At 66.4% G+C, this 15,883-nt stretch carries 15 protein-coding genes; 6 read left to right on the top strand and 9 right to left on the bottom strand.

Annotation, left to right across the window (positions count from 1 at the left end; translation table 11 throughout):
• Positions 1-141: 141 nt before the first annotated feature.
• The 3 genes from ACE026_RS06040 to ACE026_RS06030 form a co-directional block, all read right to left on the bottom strand.
• Positions 142-762, bottom strand: a complete 621-nt coding sequence (locus tag ACE026_RS06040) for an HAD family hydrolase (protein WP_486038349.1) — start codon at positions 760-762, stop codon at positions 142-144.
• Positions 750-1,481: a hypothetical protein gene (locus tag ACE026_RS06035; RefSeq protein WP_486038348.1), complete on the bottom strand. Its 732-nt coding sequence runs from the start codon at positions 1,479-1,481 to the stop codon at positions 750-752. Before ACE026_RS06035 ends, ACE026_RS06040 begins: the two co-directional genes overlap by 13 nt.
• Before the next feature lie 94 nt (positions 1,482-1,575).
• Positions 1,576-2,661: an MBL fold metallo-hydrolase gene (locus ACE026_RS06030; RefSeq protein WP_486038353.1), complete on the bottom strand. Its 1,086-nt coding sequence runs from the start codon at positions 2,659-2,661 to the stop codon at positions 1,576-1,578.
• 93 nt (positions 2,662-2,754) lie between these two features.
• Here ACE026_RS06030 and ACE026_RS06025 point away from each other — a divergent pair, with 93 nt between their 5' ends.
• Positions 2,755-3,375, top strand: a complete 621-nt coding sequence (locus ACE026_RS06025; protein ID WP_486038347.1) for a TetR/AcrR family transcriptional regulator — start codon at positions 2,755-2,757, stop codon at positions 3,373-3,375.
• A 127-nt stretch (positions 3,376-3,502) separates the two neighbouring features.
• Here the strand turns inward: ACE026_RS06025 and ACE026_RS06020 are convergent, their stop codons facing one another.
• The 3 genes from ACE026_RS06020 to ubiE form a co-directional block, all read right to left on the bottom strand.
• Positions 3,503-5,443, bottom strand: coding sequence for a M1 family metallopeptidase (locus ACE026_RS06020; protein WP_486038346.1), 1,941 nt, complete (start codon positions 5,441-5,443; stop codon positions 3,503-3,505).
• A gap of 82 nt (positions 5,444-5,525) precedes the next feature.
• Positions 5,526-6,392 carry a GGDEF domain-containing protein gene (locus tag ACE026_RS06015; protein ID WP_486038345.1) on the bottom strand — a complete coding sequence of 289 codons (867 nt, stop codon included), beginning with the start codon at positions 6,390-6,392 and terminating at the stop codon, positions 5,526-5,528.
• Between the two features lie 68 nt (positions 6,393-6,460).
• Entirely contained in the window at positions 6,461-7,222 is a 762-nt protein-coding gene (ubiE, locus tag ACE026_RS06010) for a bifunctional demethylmenaquinone methyltransferase/2-methoxy-6-polyprenyl-1,4-benzoquinol methylase UbiE (RefSeq protein WP_070471930.1), read from the bottom strand.
• 79 nt (positions 7,223-7,301) lie between these two features.
• Here ubiE and ACE026_RS06005 point away from each other — a divergent pair, with 79 nt between their 5' ends.
• From ACE026_RS06005 to ACE026_RS05990, 4 genes are all read left to right on the top strand, one after another.
• A complete protein-coding gene (locus ACE026_RS06005) occupies positions 7,302-7,754 on the top strand; it encodes a nucleoside deaminase (RefSeq protein WP_019186053.1) in 453 nt (150 codons plus the stop codon).
• A 256-nt stretch (positions 7,755-8,010) separates the two neighbouring features.
• Positions 8,011-8,289, top strand: coding sequence for a hypothetical protein (locus tag ACE026_RS06000; RefSeq protein ID WP_486038344.1), 279 nt, complete (start codon positions 8,011-8,013; stop codon positions 8,287-8,289).
• A 62-nt stretch (positions 8,290-8,351) separates the two neighbouring features.
• On the top strand, positions 8,352-8,684 hold the full coding sequence (locus tag ACE026_RS05995) for a hypothetical protein (protein WP_486038343.1): 333 nt from the start codon (positions 8,352-8,354) through the stop codon (positions 8,682-8,684).
• A 76-nt stretch (positions 8,685-8,760) separates the two neighbouring features.
• On the top strand, positions 8,761-9,180 hold the full coding sequence (locus ACE026_RS05990; protein WP_121039946.1) for a low affinity iron permease family protein: 420 nt from the start codon (positions 8,761-8,763) through the stop codon (positions 9,178-9,180).
• A gap of 42 nt (positions 9,181-9,222) precedes the next feature.
• Here the strand turns inward: ACE026_RS05990 and ACE026_RS05985 are convergent, their stop codons facing one another.
• The 3 genes from ACE026_RS05985 to smeD are packed head-to-tail and all read right to left on the bottom strand — an operon-like array spanning position 9,223 to position 14,953.
• A complete protein-coding gene (locus ACE026_RS05985) occupies positions 9,223-10,623 on the bottom strand; it encodes an efflux transporter outer membrane subunit (RefSeq protein ID WP_486038342.1) in 1,401 nt (466 codons plus the stop codon).
• Positions 10,616-13,762 (bottom strand): multidrug efflux RND transporter permease subunit SmeE, encoded by a 3,147-nt coding sequence (smeE, locus tag ACE026_RS05980; protein ID WP_486038341.1) that lies wholly within the window; start codon positions 13,760-13,762, stop codon positions 10,616-10,618. The genes ACE026_RS05985 and smeE overlap by 8 nt, the downstream gene beginning before the upstream one ends.
• Before the next feature lie 12 nt (positions 13,763-13,774).
• Positions 13,775-14,953 (bottom strand): multidrug efflux RND transporter periplasmic adaptor subunit SmeD, encoded by a 1,179-nt coding sequence (smeD, locus tag ACE026_RS05975; protein WP_123730148.1) that lies wholly within the window; start codon positions 14,951-14,953, stop codon positions 13,775-13,777.
• Positions 14,954-15,184: 231 nt separating this feature from the next.
• Here smeD and ACE026_RS05970 point away from each other — a divergent pair, with 231 nt between their 5' ends.
• On the top strand, positions 15,185-15,853 hold the full coding sequence (locus ACE026_RS05970; RefSeq protein WP_486038340.1) for a TetR family transcriptional regulator: 669 nt from the start codon (positions 15,185-15,187) through the stop codon (positions 15,851-15,853).
• The last annotated feature ends 30 nt before the right edge of the window (positions 15,854-15,883 follow it).

Here is a 15,883-nt window from a genome sequence, read left to right as displayed (position 1 = left end):
CGCCTTCGGCGCGCCCCCTTGAACACCAAGGGGGCTCTCCACCAGACGGGGATCGGGGGGGATGAGGGTAGAGCCAGGCCATGCCTGGCTGCTTTTCAGGTTCCCGCCGGTAGATCACGCGGCGGCCCTTGTCCGGTGCGGTCAGGCCGAGATCCGCTTCCCTTCCCATGCCGACAGCACTTCGCCGCAATCGGCCAGGTGCCAGCAGGCCATGCCCGGCCACGGGTTGTCCGGAGTGTTGACCAGCACGGTGCGGGTGCCGGCGGCACGGCCGCATTCCAGGTCGAAACGATGGTCGCCGACCATCACCATCCGGGCGGGAACGGCCTGCCAGCGCGCAACGAAGTACTGCAGCCCGGCCGGTGATGGCTTGGGCTCGGCTTCGTCGCGGCCGACGATGTCATCGGGGGCGAACATGTCCCCCACACCGATCGCCTGCAGCGTCACCTGCGCGAGTTCGCGCGCATTGCGGGTGAGGATGCCCAGCCGGCAGCCTGCGGCATGCAGCGCGCGTACCAGGGCCACTGCGCCGGGGGCGGCCTGCGCCTGTTCTGCGAGCGTGCGTTCGTGTGCAAGCAGCCAGTCGTGCTTGGCCGCCGCCACTTCAGACGGCAGCGCGGCGAGGTGGGTGAGGATGTCCTCCTCCGGCGGTATCTCAAGTGCCCGTTTGATGCGCTGGAAATCATGCACGGCCACGGTCAGCGTGCCGTCCATGTCGAATACCCAGTGACGGATCGCTGGCAGGCCGCTCACTGCCACCACTGCGGCATGCGGCTGGCATCCACACCACCGGTTTCGAACACGGCCGTGCGCGTACCACCGGCCTTGACCGGGAACTCGATGCTGATCACCTTGGCCTTGCGCGCCAGGTTCCAGAGCGCTTTCTGGTCGGTGATGAACATCGCGATCGCTTCATCGGTATCCGGGCGCCAGGCGGCCATGGAGACCGGCTTGCCATCGTCGACGGTCACCTTGACCTGGCACTTCGGGCAGCGGAAATCGCCGGCCTGCAGCACGAGGTACGCATGGCGCTTCCATTCGGGATGATCGCGGAAGACCAGCTGCACCGGCTTGGCACCGCTGCCATCCACGTCCACGCGCTCCTTGCTGTAGATCTGCGCCGAGGACTGGATGCCCTTGGTGCCGATCGGGATCTGGTTGTACTGCCACAGCGCCTGCAGACGGCGCGTTTCGCGCGCGGCCTCGGCCTTGGCCTTGACCTCGGCGTAGCCCGGTTCGATCCGGGCGGCGACGTCGGTGTCCTTGTACTGGTCCAGCAGCGAGCCACCGTGGATGCGGGCACGTTCCCAATCCTGCGCGGCGACCGCCATGTCGTACTGCTTGGCTACGCCTTCGGCCTTTTCTTCCTGCTGCGCCTTGGCGGCGGCCGCAGCGGCCTGCTGCGCCTGGCGCTCGGCTTCGGGATTGCTGCAGGCCGCCAGCGCGAAGGCGCAGGCCGCTACCAGGATCAGTCGCTTCATTGGGTGCTCCGTGTTGGACGATGGCGCGCAAGGCGCCTGCGCCTACTTTATCGCCAAGCGGCGCACGCCGGTGTGGCATCGATGGGGCGCGATCTCACTCCGTGGTCGGCTGTCCTTCGCGCCACCAGTGGGTGGACGGTGCCGGTGCGCGGATATCCAGACGTTCGCCCATGTGCGGCGCAGTCAGGGGCACGCCCTGTTCCTGCGCCAGCGTGGTGATGCGCTCGAACGGTTCCGTCCACGGGTGCAGGGCCAGATCGAAGGTGCCGTTGTGGATCGGCATCAGCACCTTGCCGCGCACGTCCAGGTGCGCCTGCAGGCTCTGTTCGGGCTGCATGTGCACGTCCGGCCAATCCTCGCCGTAGGCCCCGGTTTCGATCATGGTCAGATCGAACGGGCCATAGCGCTCACCGATCCGGGCAAAGCCGTCGAAATAGCCGGTGTCACCGCTGAAGAAAACCCGGGTACGCCCGGTGTCGATCACCCACGAGGCCCACAGCGTTCGGTTGCCGTCGGCCAGGGTGCGGCCGGAGAAGTGCTGGGCCGGCGTCGCGACGATCTTCAGGCCTTCCACGCGGGTGTCCTGCCACCAGTCCAGCTGCACGACCTTCGCCGCCGGCACGCCCCACGCGATCAGGCGGTCGCCCACGCCGAGGGCGGTGACGAAGTGCTGCACCTTGGGCGCCAGCGCCTGGATCGCGTCGTGATCGAGGTGGTCGTAATGGTCATGCGAGACGATCACGCCGGTGATCGGCGGCAGTTCGTCGATGGTGAGCGGCGGCGCATGGAAGCGCTTGGGGCCCATGAACGACATCGGCGAGGCACGCTCGGAGAACACCGGGTCGGTCAGCCAGAAGTGGCCGTCCAGCTTCATCAGCATCGTCGAATGCCCCAACCGCCACAGGCTGTCGTCCGGTGCCTCGAGCAGGGCCTGGCGGGTCAGCGCCTGCACCGGGATCGGCGCCAGCGGGCTGGCATCGGCCGGCTTGTTGAACAGGAAACGCCACATCACCCCGACGGTGCGGAAGAAGCCGAGGTCGGTCTTGCCGGTGGGGTTGTGGAAGCGGCCGTCGCCGAATTGCGGCGACTGGTCATACGCGGCCGCCGGGCGGGCACCGCAGGTCAACAGGCCAATGGACATGGCGATCAACACCGTCAGAAGAAGGAGGACACGAGGCAGGCGACGTTTCATGCGGGGCTTGCCCTGGAAAGTACACCGGAGAGTTTACTTGCCTTTTCCGAAAAGTAAACTGAACGGTGTAAAATAATCCGCATGACAGCACCCGACCGCCCCAGCCGCCTCACCGACCGTAAACGCGAGGCCATCCTCCGCGCAGCGGTGGCCGAGTTCCGCGAATTCGGCTTTGCCGGCACCAGCATGGATCGCATCGCGGCCGCGGCCGAGGTGTCCAAGCGCACCGTGTACAACCACTTCGCCAGCAAGGACGAGTTGTTCACCGCGATCCTGTGGCAGCTGTTCGAGGCCAGCCAGGCGCTGGATGTCGTGCCGTACGATCCGGCGCAGTCGCTGCGCGAGCAGTTGCTGGTGTTCGCGCAGCGGAAGATGCGCCTGCTCGACGACCCCGGCTTCATCGATCTCTCCCGGGTCGCGATGGCCGAACTGGTCCATGCCCCCGAGCGTGCGCGCGCGATGATGGACAAACTGGCCGAGAAGGAAGAAGGCCTGACCGGCTGGATCCGCGCGGCCCAGGCCGATGGCCGGCTGCGCACGGACATGCCGCCGGCCGAGGCCGCGCATCAGTTGCAGGCGATGCTCAAGGCCTTTGCGTTCTGGCCGCAGATTACCTTCGGCCAGCCATCGCTCACGCAGGCGCAGCAGCAGCAGGTGATGCACGACTGCGTGGACATGTTCCTGGCGGTACGCGCGGTGTAACACTGGTTTTCAAGCAACGAAACGCACTCGTACCAACTGCGGCGGTCAGTGGGTCGGACGCTGGGCCGCGAGCATAAAAAACGGCGGGTTTCCCCGCCGTTTTTAGTTCAACCGATACGTCTGGCGATTACGGCTTGGCCGTGCCCGCCTCGGCCTTGTCCAGCATGTCCTGCACCGAGCCGGTGGTGATCGGGTGGTAGCCCGGCTTGGCCTTGGCGAAGGCCGCCTTGGCGAAGGCCAGCCCTTCCGGCGTCTTCACCAGTTCGGCGTAGATCGGCATGATCAGCTTGCGACGGCCGACGCGCTCGATGAACGCACCGGCGGCGTCGTTCGCTTCGCTGTAGCCGCTGCGGATCGTCAACGGGTACCAGCGCATCGCGATTTCGCCGTTGGCGGTACCGGTGAAGTGGTACGCCTTGTCCAGCGCGGCCAGCTTCTCCACCGGCAGGGTCTTGCCCAGGCCGTCGATGAAGTGCACCCATTCCTGGGTGCCCCACTCGCCGGTGATCTGTGCGTTGGGCAGCGTGTTGCTGCCCTGCCAGGCGATGCGGGCGGTATCGACGATGGAGAAGTTGCGCGAGCGGGCCTTGGTCGCGAAGGCCGGAATGCCCGGCTCGTCCAGCCATGCCTTCAGTTCAGCGTCGCTGACGGCACCGGGCTTCTTGGAGAGCAGGTTCTTCTTCAGGTACTCGACGAACTGGTCGGTGTTCGCGCTCTGGAAAGCATGGTCATCGAACCAGCCACGCAGGAACGGATCGAAGGTTTCGCGGCCGAAGCGCTGTTCCAGGAACTGCAGGAACCATGCGCCCTTGACGTAGGCGACCTGGCTCAATGCCTCGTCCGGGTCACGCTCGCTCAGAGGCGGCAGGGCGAGGGCCTGGTCGGCCGCGCTCATGTCCTTCACTTCGGCGAGCAGATCGTTCTGGTCGATCTCGCGCTCCATCTCGGCCATTTCCTGGCCGTACAGCGCCTCGGTGATGCGGCCCTGCACGTAGGTGGTGAAGCCCTCGTTGAGCCAGATGTCCTTCCAGCTGGCGTTGGTCACCAGGTTGCCCGACCAGCTGTGCGCCAGTTCGTGGGCAACCAGCGAGACCAGCGACTTGTCGCCGACGATCACGGTCGGGGTAGCGAAGGTCAGGCGCGGGTTCTCCATGCCACCGAACGGAAACGACGGCGGCAGCACCAGCATGTCGTAGCGGCCCCAACGGTACTCGCCGTAGAGCTTCTCGGCAGCGCCGATCATCTTCTCGGTGTCTTCGAACTCCTTGGCGGCCTTGCCGACCATGGTCGGTTCGGCCCACACGCCGGAGCGGCCGGAGATCGGCTCGAACACCAGGTCGCCGGCGGCGATGGCCAGCAGGTAGGACGGGATCGGCTGCGGCATCTTGAAGGTGTAATCACCATCACGCGCGGCCTTGGGATCGTTGTCGGCGCTCATCAGCACCATCACGTCCGGGCGCGAGACCACGTGCGCGCTGTAGGTGAAGCGCACGCTCGGGGTGTCCTGCAGCGGCACCCAGGAACGGGCGTGGATCGCCTGCGACTGGCTGAACATGAAGGGCAGCTTCTTGCCCTCGGTCATCGACGGCTCCAGCCACTGCAGGCCCGAGGCGGTCGGTGCGGTGTGATAGGTGATCACGACCTTGGCCGGCTGGTCCGGGGTCTCGATGCTCAGCTTGCTGCCGAACACCTTGTCGGCCGGGGCCAGCACGAAGGGCAGCGGTGCAGCCTTGCCGTCGGCGGCAATCGCCTCGACCTTCTCCACGGTCAGCTCGCGGGTGTCCAGCACCAACTGCTTGGCGGCCTTGTCCTTCCACTCCAGCGTGTAGGTCGCGGTGCCGCCGATCTGCTTGCTGTCGAAATCCAGCTTCAGGTCCAGCGCGATGTCCTTGACGACGACCTTGTCCGGCTCGGCGTACGAGCTTTCATCGTGGCTGCGGCTGTCGGCTTTCATGGCAGTGCTCGCCGGGGCGGTGGCAGTGGGATCGACGGTCGGAGCCGCCGGTTCTTTGGAACAGCCGGACGCCAGGGCGACGGCCAGGGGAATCAACAGGAACGGAGATCGCATGAACGGGACCGATCAGGGTGAAACGACCAGTTTACCCCCTGTCCCCGGCGCCCGCGCAGGCCATGCGTGGCGGTTCGCGCATTCAGTCCTCGGCGCGCAGCAGGCGCCCGCCCCCGGCGTACTTGGCCCGGTACATCGCCGCATCGGCACGCCGGTAGGCCTCGCGCAGGTCATCGCCGGGGCGATACCCGGCCGCGCCGGCGCTGGCGCGTACCGGCGGGTCACCGGCACGCGCGGGCGCGGCCAGCTGCGCCAGCCAACGCGTCACCCGCTCGCCGGCCTCGTTGCCATCGGCGTGTACGGCCAGCAGGAACTCATCGCCGCCCCAGCGCCCGATCCAGTCCGGGCCGCGCAGCCACTGTCGCGCGGTCTCCACCAGCCGCACCAGCACCTGGTCGCCGGCCAGATGGCCGTGGGCGTCGTTGATCGGTTTGAGGTTGTCCAGATCGACCACGAACAGGGTCAGCGGACCGGCCTTCTCGCTGGCCCAGGCGGCGGAATCGGCCAGCGCCTGCTCGCAGCCGCGCCGGGTCAGGGCCTGGGTGAGCGGATCGAGCAGCACACTGCGACGCAGATCACGCAGCCCGGCGTCCACGCCATGCAGGTTGCGGTTGATGCTGCGCAGCAGCCGGCCGATCTCATCGTGGCCCAGATCGGGCAGATGCGGCAGGCGCTGCTCGTCGTAGTACGCCTCCAGCGCATCGGCGGCCTGGCGCAGCGGCGCCATCAGGCGGTACAGCGCCATCATCGCGATCGCCGTGCCGAGCAGCGTGGCCAGCAGGACCACCCCGACCACGGTCCACATCACGGCGCGCGCGTAATGGCCGGTGGCGGCCATCCACAACAGCAGGACCAGCAGCGGCACGTGCAGGCCAAGGAAGACCACCGCCATCAGCTTGGCGGTGAACGAGCGGGGAAACACACGGGCAAGCCCGCGGTACAGGCGCATGGCAGGCCCTCTTCAACAGCCTGCCTGCAGTGTGGCCGAGCTCCCTCAGCGGGAACCGGACCGCTGTCTCAAAGTTTGTAGCCGGAGTGAATCGAAACGATGCCGCCGGTCAGGTTCTTGTAATGGCAGCGCTCGAAACCCGCCTCGGCCATCATGGTCTTGAGCTGCTCCTGCGGCGGATGCTTGCGGATGCTCTCGGCCAGGTACTGGTAGCTGTCGCCATCGCGCGCGAACAGCTGGCCCAGCTTGGGCAGGATCTTGAACGAGTGGAAATCGTAGATCGGCTTGAACCAGTCGGCGGTGACTTCGGAGAACTCCAGCACGCGCGCCTGGCCACCCACCTTGAGCACGCGATGCATCTCGCGCAGGCCGGCTTCCTTGTCGGTGACGTTGCGCAGGCCGAAGGCGATCGTGACCAGATCGAAGCTCGCATCCGGGAACGGCAGCGCCTCGGCGTTGCACTGCACGTAGTTCAGGCCTGCGACCAGGCCACGGTTGGTCAGCCGGTCACGGCCGACGGAGAGCATGCCGGCGTTGATATCGCCCAGCACCACTTCCCCCTCATCACCCACCCGCTCCTTGATCAGCGCGGCGATATCGCCGGTGCCGCCGGCCAGATCCAGCACGCGGTCGCCCGGCTTCACCTGCGCGGTGGCGACGTAGTAGCGCTTCCACGCCCGGTGGATGCCCAGGCTCATCAGATCGTTCATCAGGTCGTAGCTGCGCGCGACCGAGGTGAACACTTCGCCCACCAGCTTCTGCTTGTCCTTCGCAGCGACATCGCGGAAGCCGAAATGGGTGGTGCCAGTCTTGTAGGGGGATTCGCTCATGGGGACGATTATCGCACCGCCGGCGCCGTTGCGGCAGGCCGCCCACTATCATGGGGGCCTTCACGTTCCTGGATTGCGCATGATCACCACCCCCGACTACGCCGCCCTGCTCGAAACCGCCATCGCCGAAGCCCGCCAGGGCCTGGCCGAAGGCGGCATCCCGATCGGCGCCGCGCTGTACCACAACGATGGCCGCCTGCTCGGCTGCGGCCACAACCGCCGCGTCCAGGAAGGCGACCCCTCGGTGCACGGCGAAACCGATGCCTTCCGCAAGGCCGGCCGCCAGCGCCGCTACCAGGACACCATCATGGTCACCACCCTGGCCCCGTGCTGGTACTGCAGCGGGCTGGTGCGCCAGTTCAACATCGGCACCGTGGTGGTGGGCGAGTCGGTCACCTTCCAGGGCGGCATCGAGTGGCTGCGCGAGAACGGGGTCAAGGTGATCGACATGCAGAGCCAGGCCTGCATCGACCTGCTTGGCGGCTTCATCAGCGCCCATCCCGAGGTCTGGAACGAAGACATCGGCGAGTAAGAAACGCCACCGTTCCGCGCGGATCCGCCCGGAACCTGCCCGCGTGATGCCGATACGCAGCGCGCGGGCGCTGCAACGTTCTGAATGCTTCAGTGAGCGAGGCGGGGCCCAAGGCCCTGTGCCATGGGTGTATGCGCCTGACACTCTCACGTGCCGCAGACCGCCGCGGGACATCGCGAACACGCGGCACTAACAACCGCGCTGCATGAACGCCTTAAGGTGATTGCACAGGGGGCACCATCGTCGAGGAGACGTCATGCATGCCCAAACCCGCCGCACCTCCTCCGTCGAACCTGCGTTGATGGACGCGTGGGAAAGACTGCAGGTGCACTACGCACGCCACCACAACGCCGCGCCCTTCTGGGATGCCTACCAGGCGATCCAGGATGAGTTGACGCGGTCCCATCCTCATCATCGCGTCGCGGTCTGCAACCGGCTGGCGACCCTGGCCGAACGCCTGGGCGTGGTCCACCACGCGCAGCTGCTGGGCGAACAACGGGGCGAGCGCCGCCACACCGGCTCCACATCGCCATGACACCGCTTGCACCGCGCCCTACGCCATCATCCAGATTCCCTTCTTCCCATATTGAAGTGACCATGTCCTCCGCCCAGATCTCCATCCCTGCCGTCATCGATGTCGACGCCGAAGTGAGCTACTGGCGCCAGCGTCACGCCGACGGCAACCTCGGGACGGGCTCATTCGGCCATTACGTGCCGTGGATCAAATTCGCCTGCGATTCGCTGATCACGCAACCGCGTGCCAGCGATGCGCAGCGCGATGAAATGTTCCAGACCCACTACGCGCTGCAGATCATGCCGCGCCTGACCGAAGAACAGGCTCGCCAGTTCGTCGACCAGTGCTGGGAACACGTCTACCATGCCGGCCGCCAGGACCTGTCCTCGCGCCCGCGGCTGCATGCCCGCGTCTGACCCGCGCTGGCTGCACAGCGCCTGCACGGCGCCCCGCCAATGATGCAGGCACCTCGGCTCCCACCTGTCGTGCCTCATGAAACTGCGCAGTCTCTTCAATCTTGTCGCCAAGAAGGCGTCCTATGCGGCGGGAACGCCATGGACCTTCCTGGCGGCGGTCACCATCGTGGTGGTCTGGGCCCTGAGCGGGCCGATCTTCACGTTCAACGACACCTGGCAACTGGTGATCAACACCGGTACCACCATCATCACCTTCCTGATGGTGTTCCTGATCCAGCACAGCCAGAACGCGGATACCGCTGCGATCCAGATCAAGCTCGATGAGCTGATCCGCGCGACGAAAGAGGCCAACAACGAACTGCTCGATCTGGAAGAGCTGGACGAAGAGCGCCTGGAAGAAATCCGCCGCGAGTACGAACGGATGGCCCGCGAAGCCGGCAGCGCATTGGATCGCGCGCGCCGCTGCCACGGCGATGGCCGGGCAGACGATCCCTGAGCGGCACGGGTGCGGCGACGTGGCCGCACCCGCGTGGATCATTCACCCGCGCTCGTGCCAACCGCCGCCGAGCACCTTGTACAACGCCACCTGGTTGGATTGCTGGGCCAGCTGCGTGCTGACCAGCGACTGCCGTGCGGTGTACGCGGTGCGGCGTGCATCCAGCAGGGTCAGGAAGCTGTCCAGGCCGGCGTCATAGCGTGCCTGCGACAACTGCTGCGCCTGCTCCGCCGCCGCTACCAGCGCCTGCTGCGACGACAACTGCGCATCCAGACTCTCGTTGAGCGCCAGTGCATCGGCCGCCTCGCGGAAACCGACCTGGATCGCCTTCTCGTACTGCGCCAGCGCGATATCGCGGTCCGCCGTGGCCACGCCCAGATTGGCGCGCAGCTTGCCGCCCTGGAAGATCGGCAGGGTGAGCTTGGGAATGAAGCTCCACACCCGCGTGCCGCTGTCGAACAGACCCGACAGCTCCGACGAGGCCGACCCGATGCTGCCGGTCAGACTGATCGACGGGAAGAACGCCGCGCGCGCCGCACCGATGTTGGCGTTGGCCGAGAGCAACACGTGCTCGGCCGCCATCACGTCCGGCCGCTGCAGCAGCACATTGCCCGGCATCCCGGCCGGCAGCGGCCGCACGCTGGCGACCTCGGTCACCTCCGCCTGCGGCAGCAGCGAGGCATCGATCGGCCCGCCGGCCAGCAGCACCAGCGCGTTGCGATCCTGCGCGACCTGCCCGGCAAAGCGCGCCACATCGGTGCGCGCGGTTTCCACCAGGGTACGGGTCTGGCTCAGTTCCAGCGCCGAGGCGCCACCGAGCTGACGGCGGGCCTCGGTCAGGCGCAGCGAATCCTCATAGGTCGCCAGCGTCGCCTGCGCGATCCGCAGCTGCTCGCTGTCCGCGCCCAGGGTCAGCCACGCATTGGCCACCTCGGCCACCAGCGACAGCTGTGCACTGCGGCGGTTGGCCGCTTCGGCGAAGTACTGCTGCAGCGCCGCCTGGCTGAGATTGCGCACGCGGCCGAACAGATCCAGTTCGAACTCGACCACGCCGAGGTTGGCACTGAACTGTTCGGTCACCGGGGCATCGCCGCCACTGCGCGTCATCTGCCCCTGTACACCGACCGCCGGCACGCGGTCAGCGCGCTGGATCCGGTACTGCGCCCGGGCACGCTCGACATTGAGCACGGCCACGCGCAGGTCGCGGTTGTTCTCCAGAGATTGGGTGATCACCGTCTGCAGGCGCGGATCGACGAAGAAATCGCGCCAGCCGATGTCGGCCACCTCCATCGGTGCGGTGGTCACCGCCCCCGCGGTGGCCGTGCCCGGCCACTGCGCGGGAATCGCCGGGGCAACTTCGGTGCTGCGCGGCTCCAGCGTCGAGCAGCCCGACACCACCAGGCTCACGGCCAGCGCCAGGCTGGCCATCAAGGGCTTACGCATCGGAACCTCCGGCGTTCTTGCCGTACTTCTTGCGATTGAACACGCGCTGCACCACCACGAAGAACAGCGGGATGAAGAACACACCCAGCACCGTGCCGACCAGCATGCCGCCGAGCACACCGGTACCGATGGCCTGCTGTGCGCCGGAACCGGCACCGGAGGCGATCGCCAGCGGCAGCACGCCCAGGCCGAAGGCCAGCGAGGTCATGATGATCGGGCGCAGACGGTCACGCACGGCGTGCATCGTCGCCTCGATCAGGCCCGCGCCCTTCTCCAGGTTTTCCTTGGCGAACTCCACGATCAGGATCGCGTTTTTACTGGTCAGACCCACCGTGGTCAGCATCGCCACCTGGAAGTAGATATCGCGCTCCATGCCACGCATGGTGTTGGCCAGCACCGCACCGAGGATGCCCAGCGGCGCCACCAGCAGCACCGAGGTCGGCACGCTCCAGCTTTCATACAGCGCGGCCAGGCACAGGAACACGATCAGCAACGACAGCGTGTACAGCAGCGGCGTCTGCGAACCGGCCTGGCGTTCCTGGTAGGACAGCGCGGTCCATTCGATGTCGAAACCGGCCGGCAATTGCTTGGCCAGCTTCTCCACCTCGTTCATCGCATCGCCCGAGGCCACGCCTTGCGCCGGCTCGCCCTGGATTTCCATCGCGGACACACCGTTGTAGCGCTCCAGGCGCGGCGAACCGTAGTCCCAGCGCTGGCTGGCAAAGGCCGAGAACGGCACCATTTCACCGGCGGCGTTCTTGACCGACCACAGATTGAAGTCTTCCGGGTTCATGCGGAACGGCGCATCGGACTGCACATACACGCGCTTGACCCGGCCACGGTCGATGAAGTCATCGATGTAGCTGCTGCCCCAGGCCGCCGCCAGCGTGGTGTTGACTGCCTCCAGCGACAGGCCCAGCGCGCTGGCCTTGCCGACGTCGATGTCGATGCGCAACTGCGGGGTGTCTTCCTGGCCGTTGGGGCGCACATTGGCCAGCAGCTTGCTCTGCCCGGCCATGCCGAGCAGCTGGTTGCGTGCATCCAGCAACGCCTGGTGACCGGCACCGCTGGTGTCCTTCAGGAAGAAGGTGTAGCCCGAACCGATGCCCAGTTCCGGCATCGCCGGCGGCGGGAAGGCGAAGATGAAGGCGTCCTTGATCCCGCCCAGCGCGGCCATGGCACGGCCGGTGATCGGCATCGCGCCCTGGTCGGCATCACGGTCCTTCCAGTCCTTGAGCTTGACGAACGCCATGCCCGCGTTCTGGCCCATGCCGGCGAAGCTGAAGCCCTGCACCGAGAAGATCGACTCGATCGCGTCGGCCTCGTTCTCCATGAAGTGCTTTTCCAGCTTGTCGATCGATTCCAGGGTGCGCTCCTGGGTGGCGCCGACTGGGGTCTGCACCAGCGCCATCAGGATGCCCTGGTCTTCATTGGGCAGGAACGAACTGGGCAGGCGCATGAACAGCAGGCCCATCACCAGTGCGAGCGCAGCAAACACACCCATGAAGCGCCACGGACGGCCGAGGATGCCGCGCACGCCACGCTGATACTTCGCGCTGGAACTGTCGAAACCACGGTTGAACGCGTTGAAGAAACGGCCCGACCAGCCCTTGTGGGCCACGTGGTGCTCGCCCTTCTTGAGCGGCTTGAGCATGGTGGCGCACAGCGCCGGGGTCAGCACGATCGCGACCAGCACCGACAGCGCCATCGCCGAGACGATGGTGGCCGAGAACTGGCGGTAGATGACGCCGGTGGCGCCGCTCATGAAGGCCATCGGCACGAACACCGCCGACAGCACCAGACCGATACCGACCAGCGCGCCGGTGATCTGGCTCATCGATTTGCGCGTCGCTTCCAGCGGTGACAGGCCCTCTTCGGACATGATCCGCTCGACGTTCTCCACCACCACGATCGCGTCATCGACCAGCAGGCCGATCGCCAGCACCATCGCGAACATGGTCAGCATGTTCACCGAGAAGCCCAGCGCGGCGAGGATGCCGAACGTGCCCAGCAGCACCACCGGCACCGCGATTGTGGGGATCAGGGTCGCGCGGAAGTTCTGCAGGAACAGGTACATCACCAGGAACACCAGCACGATGGCTTCGATCAGGGTCTTGATGACGCCCTTGATCGAGACCTGCACGAACGGCGTGGTGTCATACGGCACCACGGCCTTCAGGCCGGCCGGGAAGTTCGGGGCCATTTCATCCAGGGTGGCACGCACGCCGTTGGCGGTGGCCAGCGCGTTGGCGCCGGTGGCCAGCGTGATCGCGATACCCGAGGACGGCTTGCCGTTGTAGCGGGTCACGAAGTCGTACGATTCCGCCCCCAGCTCCACACGGGCCACGTCGGCCAGGCGCAGTTCGGCACCGTCCTGCGCGCTGCGCACGATGATGTTGCGGAACTGCTCCGGGGTCTGCAGGCGGTCCTGGGCGTTGATGGTCGCGTTGAGCTGCTGGCCCTTGATCGACGGCGCGCCGCCGAGCTGGCCGATGGCGACCTGCGCGTTCTGCGCGGTGATCGCGGCGATCACTTCGGCGGTGGACAGCTTGTAGGTGTGCAGCTTGTTGGGGTCCAGCCAGATGCGCATGGCGTACTTGCCACCGAACACCTGGATATTGCCCACGCCCGGCACGCGACTCAGCGGATCGACGATGTTGGAGCCGACGTAATCGGAGATGTCGTTGGCATCCATGCTGCCGTCTTCAGACACGAAGCCGAGCACCTGCAGGAAGCCACTGCTCGACTTCGCTACGTTGATACCCTGGCGCTGCACTTCCTGCGGCAGCAGCGGCATGGCCAGCTGCAGCTTGTTCTGCACCTGCACCTGGGCGATGTCCGGGTCGGTGCCGCTCTGGAAGGTCAGGGTGATCGTGGCCTGGCCATTGGAGGAGCTGTTGGAGGAGAAGTAGATCAGGCCGTCCAGGCCCTTCATGTTCTGCTCGATAATCTGCGTCACCGAATCCTCGACCACCTTGGCCGATGCACCCGGGTAGCTGGCGCTGATCTCGACGGCCGGCGGTGCCACTTCCGGGTACATCGACACCGGCAGCTTGAGCACCGCCAGGCCACCGGCGAGCATGATGATGATCGCAATCACCCACGCGAAGATGGGGCGATCAATGAAAAAACGTGCCATGGAATTCTCCGGTTACTGCTGGGCGGCGGGAGCCGCCGGCGCGGCGGCCGGCTTGGCCGGGGCCGCGCCCATTTCGGTGGCCTGCACGGGCATGCCCGGCTGGATCTTCTGCAGGCCTTCGACGATGACCTTGTCACCCGCCTTCAACCCGTCTTCGACCAGCCACTTGTCGCCGAGCGAGCGGCTGACCTTGACCTGCCGCACTTCGACCTTGTCGTCCTTGCCGACCACCATGGCGCTGGTATCGCCCTTGGGATCGCGGGCGATGCCCTGCATCGGCACCAGGATCGCGTTGTCGCGCACACCGCTGCCGACCTGGGCGCGCACGTACATGCCCGGCATCAGCACCTGGTCCGGGTTCTCGACCTTGACCCGCAGCGCGTAGCTGCCGGTGGTCGGATCCACGCTGACTTCGGAGAATTCCAGCGTGCCCTTGTGGTCGAACTCAGTGCCGTCATCGAGCAGGATCGTCACCGGCAGGGTCTGGTTGTCCTGCAGACGGCCGCTGGCCAGTTCGCGGCGCAGCTGCAGCAGCTCACTGGCGGACTGGGTCAGATCGACATAGATCGGATTCAACTGCTGCACGGTGGCCAGCGCTTCGGCCTGGCCGGCGCTGACCAGCGCGCCCTGGGTCACCGAGGACTTGCCGATGCGGCCGCTGATCGGCGCGGTGATGCGCGCATAACCCAGCGTCACGTTGGCGGCGTCCAGCGAGGCACGCGCGGCGCCGACATCGGCCTCGGCCTGCTTGAGCGCGGCAATCGCGTTCTCGTTGTCCTGGGTGCTGACCGCCTCGACCTTGGCCAGCTCGCCGATGCGCTTGGCGCTCAGGCGTGCGGCATTGGCGGTGGCTTCGGCGCGGGCCAGCTGGGCACGGGCGCTGTTGGCCTGGGCGCGATAGCTGGCGTCATCAAGCTGATACAGCGGCTGCCCGGCAGTGACCAGGCCGCCTTCGGTGAACAGCCGCTTGGCCACGATGCCGTTGACCTGCGGGCGCACTTCGGCGACCAGGAAGGCATTGGTGCGGCCCGGCAGTTCGCGGGTCAGGCCGACCTGCTCGGCTTTCAGGGTGGCCACAGTCACCTGGCCGGGGCCGCCCTGCGGCCCCTCCTGCTCACCACCGCCGCAGGCGGACACGGTCAGGGCGATCGCGAGGGACAGCGCGAGAAGACGGTACGGAGTTCTGGACATGGCGGTAGGGGCTCGCAGACGGAAAAGGGCGCGCCTGCAGCCCAACTTCCGATAAAAGCGAAGAATGACGACAAACAGGCAGCAAATGACGACAAATATCCGAAACGAGACCCGCCGGCTTTCACAGGCAGTCCTCGCTGAGGATCAGTGGGGCGCAAATATACATACATGCATGTTTGTTTGTAAAGCGGTACAATTCAGGCCGGTTTCATCCAGCAACTGCACAGCGCAATGGCCAGAAAAACCAAAGAAGAGGCGCAGGCCACCCGCGAGGGCATCCTCGATGCGGCCCAGGTCTGTTTCCATGAATACGGGGTCGCCGGCACCAGCCTGGCGATGATCGGCGCGCGCGCCGGATTCACCCGCGGCGCGGTGTACTGGCACTTCAAGAACAAGACCGAAGTGCTGACGGCGATGATCGATCGCGAGCGCGTCCCGTTCATCGAGCGGCTGCGACGCACCACCTCGGCCAAGCGCACCACACCAATCCTGGACCTGCGCTCGGCGCTGCTGGTCTCCTTCCGGGAGCTGGCCGAAGACGAACGCCTGCGCAACATGATGGAAATCATGCTGCGCAATGATCTGTCGGTGGAAAGCCAGGCGATGCAGGCGCTGCAGCTGGAGGCATCGCGTGAGGAGCTGGGCATTTTCGCGGCCGCGTTCCAGCGCGCGCGGGAGTTGGGACAGCTGCGCGCGGGGGTAGACGTGGACACGGTGGCGCGCATCGTGAGCACCAGCCTGACCGGGGTGCTGTACAGCGCGATGCTGGAACCGGAGCTGTTCGAGATCCAGCGCGATGGCGCGCAGACGCTGGATGCGATCCTCAGCGCATTCGTGCAGCCGGGTGTATTCACCCCGGGCGCCCCGCCAACCGCCCTGCCAACCGACGACGACGCCTGAGGCGAAGGGCTGGTTGGTCGAGCGCTGGGG

Source organism: Stenotrophomonas sp. AGC87 (assembly GCF_057333975.1).
This window is presented reverse-complemented; position numbering and strand designations above follow the sequence as displayed.

What these genes read in the sequence shown, in the direction of transcription:
- ACE026_RS06035 (WP_486038348.1), bottom strand. Translation starts at nt 1,481, where the DNA reads ATGAAGCGACTGATCCTGGTAGCGGCCTGCGCCTTCGCGCTGGCGGCC.
- ACE026_RS06025 (WP_486038347.1), top strand. Translation starts at nt 2,755, where the DNA reads ATGACAGCACCCGACCGCCCCAGCCGCCTCACCGACCGTAAACGCGAG.
- ACE026_RS06020 (WP_486038346.1), bottom strand. Translation starts at nt 5,443, where the DNA reads ATGCGATCTCCGTTCCTGTTGATTCCCCTGGCCGTCGCCCTGGCGTCC.
- ACE026_RS06015 (WP_486038345.1), bottom strand. Translation starts at nt 6,392, where the DNA reads ATGCGCCTGTACCGCGGGCTTGCCCGTGTGTTTCCCCGCTCGTTCACC.
- ubiE (WP_070471930.1), bottom strand. Translation starts at nt 7,222, where the DNA reads ATGAGCGAATCCCCCTACAAGACTGGCACCACCCATTTCGGCTTCCGC.
- ACE026_RS06005 (WP_019186053.1), top strand. Translation starts at nt 7,302, where the DNA reads ATGATCACCACCCCCGACTACGCCGCCCTGCTCGAAACCGCCATCGCC.
- ACE026_RS06000 (WP_486038344.1), top strand. Translation starts at nt 8,011, where the DNA reads ATGCATGCCCAAACCCGCCGCACCTCCTCCGTCGAACCTGCGTTGATG.
- ACE026_RS05995 (WP_486038343.1), top strand. Translation starts at nt 8,352, where the DNA reads ATGTCCTCCGCCCAGATCTCCATCCCTGCCGTCATCGATGTCGACGCC.
- ACE026_RS05990 (WP_121039946.1), top strand. Translation starts at nt 8,761, where the DNA reads ATGAAACTGCGCAGTCTCTTCAATCTTGTCGCCAAGAAGGCGTCCTAT.
- ACE026_RS05985 (WP_486038342.1), bottom strand. Translation starts at nt 10,623, where the DNA reads ATGCGTAAGCCCTTGATGGCCAGCCTGGCGCTGGCCGTGAGCCTGGTG.
- smeE (WP_486038341.1), bottom strand. Translation starts at nt 13,762, where the DNA reads ATGGCACGTTTTTTCATTGATCGCCCCATCTTCGCGTGGGTGATTGCG.
- smeD (WP_123730148.1), bottom strand. Translation starts at nt 14,953, where the DNA reads ATGTCCAGAACTCCGTACCGTCTTCTCGCGCTGTCCCTCGCGATCGCC.
- ACE026_RS05970 (WP_486038340.1), top strand. Translation starts at nt 15,185, where the DNA reads ATGGCCAGAAAAACCAAAGAAGAGGCGCAGGCCACCCGCGAGGGCATC.